The following is a 2,409-nucleotide window of genomic DNA, read 5'->3' on the forward strand; positions in this document are numbered from 1 at the left end:
TCAATTAAATCATGAGTTTGTGGTAAAACATAACAAACAATTCAAGCTGATTCGCAACGCTCGGCGCTTTCGGTTTCAATTAGTTTAGTGATTACGGTGAAGTGCTTAGGTAATGTGGCAGCGTTGCTCACAACTTAATTGGGCGTTATGCATATCGAAAAAATTTAACTTCGGTGGTCTAGGGAATAAATAAAATGTTACTCAAAGAAGTCATTGCTATAAATTATAAAAGTGCTCAAAAAACGGCACTCGAAATTAAGTCCATTTCTCCAACAGTGCTAATTGGAGAGAATGATTGTGGTAAAACAACATCATTGAATTCGGCAAGACTGCTATTAGAGCAGTCTTTTTCAGCGTCTATTCCAAATGATAAAACCGAGAAAAATGACTTATCTCATACTGCATTAACTAAAACTGAAATTAATGCTCACTTACGTGAGCAAGGTCTGCCTGAGCTATTTGAACTAACGGAAGATCATCAACAAAAGTTCATTGTATGCATTGGTAAGTTTCAAGTTGAAGATTTTGATAAAGACGCTGAAGATATATCCAATCACCTAAAGTGGGTGCTGGAATCTGCAAGATTGGTGGATGATCAGTGTAGGTATTTTTATAAAGCTAGGGTTATAAACGCAGATACAGGTACAACTGAAATATATTACTCTCATGATCATCCGGATGAGCAGAATTTAGCTGGTATTTACAGTTCGAATCAAGCTCAAGTCAATGCAGCTATGACTACTCATAATCCAGAGGAAGAGAACCTCATTAATGATAATGGTGAAGGACGCTACACCATTTATGAGAAAATTCGTTCGATACTAAATACAGTTTCTTGTTCGTATAAGTTTGTTAAGTTCAGCGATGACGCTAAACATAAGAAGTGGAAGCAAGACTTGCAGGCTGCTTTCCCTGAGTACGCTTATTTAAGCTGGAACGAGTCACTAGAGGGTATAACTAAAGCGGCTAATGCTATCTTATCTGACTCTATCGAAGCAGAGGTTACTCGAGCAAAGAAAATTTCAAGTATGCTACGAACACGAGCACAGACAAAGATTAACCAAAAACTTGAAGAACTGGGTATTCAGAATGAAGTTCCAAGCATTGAGAGTATCAGCGCCAGCGTAAACTTTGAGTTAAAAAATCAACTTACAGACTTGTTTGTAGGTAAAGACAGCTCTGAAGAAAGTGTGCATATTGATAACCAAGGCGAAGGCATAAAACGTCAAATTTGGTTTGCATTGCTTAGATTACAAGCGGAACAAGCAACAGAAACCAATAAAAGGTATGTCTGGTGTTTTGATGAGCCCGAAACGCACTTGCACCCGAGAGCTCAAAGAGAGTTTATCAACACGCTTCGCTTATTATCGGAACAACATTTTCAAATATTGGTTAGCACTCATAGTACGATTTTCGTTAATGCCTCTAAGCTAGAAGATATAAATACTTTCAAAATTGAAAATAGTTATACCAAAATAGGAGCTATAGCAGAGGTAGGGGACATTTTTGATACATTGGGTGTAATGAATAGTGACTTCTTATTTTTTAATAAATTCCTTGTTGTAGAAGGTAATACCGAGCAAGCTTTAATCCCGTTGCTCTACCATAAGTATACAGGTTGCACACTCCGTGAAAATAATATTCAGTTGATAAACTTAAAAGGGTGTACGAACGAAGATGTAGCAAATGATTTGTTAGATAGTCTAATTGATGGTTTTGCTAAGCGAGACGATTTATCAATATATATCTTTGATGCTGACACAAACAAGCAAGAAGATGCACAAACATTTGTTGTAGGTAAGCAAGACCTAGAAGATTCGTTACCTGCTAGCCTATGGCCTCATATAGTGCGTGAAGTGTATGGCGAAGACATTGAAATCACAGATCAAGATATTACAAGTATTATTGATGCAATTCCGATGGCGCAACAAGGGAACACTTTGCAAGCTAACCAAAAGTTTGCACCTAAGCTGAGGAACTTAATTCGTCAGAAGTTAGTTGCCATAAACAGTGCAGAAAGAATTGACGACTGGCCGAATAAAAGTTTTGATTGGGGAGAAATCATTGGTCGCCATCTTGATGTATCTGAAATCCCAGACCCTATTAAAAGAGCATTTGATGCACTTGACTAGATATGCATAACAAGCAATTCAAGCTGATTCGCAACGCTCGGCGCTTTCAGTTTCAATTGGTTTTGTGATTACGGTGAAGTGTTTGAGTATGGTGGCAGCGTTGCTCACAACTTAATTGGGCGTTATGACTCCGAGTACCCCACGTTTAGTAGACACTTTACTAAGTTAGATCTAGGGTCTAATTGAGAGGTGATTTATGGCTAAACATCGTAATCCAGCGTACACCGAAGAGTTCCGCAAAGAAGCAGTGCGTCTGGCCAGTCTTCCGGGCCGAACA

At 38.4% G+C, this 2,409-nt stretch carries 1 protein-coding gene; it reads left to right on the top strand.

Annotated elements, in window-relative coordinates; translation table 11 throughout:
- The first annotated feature begins 194 nt into the window (after positions 1-194).
- Positions 195-2,132 (top strand): AAA family ATPase, encoded by a 1,938-nt coding sequence (locus ELS82_RS24245; protein WP_167489521.1) that lies wholly within the window; start codon positions 195-197, stop codon positions 2,130-2,132.
- Positions 2,133-2,409: the final 277 nt, after the last annotated feature.

The organism is Vibrio ouci (assembly GCF_004551525.1).
GTDB classification, from domain to species: domain Bacteria; phylum Pseudomonadota; class Gammaproteobacteria; order Enterobacterales; family Vibrionaceae; genus Vibrio; species Vibrio ouci.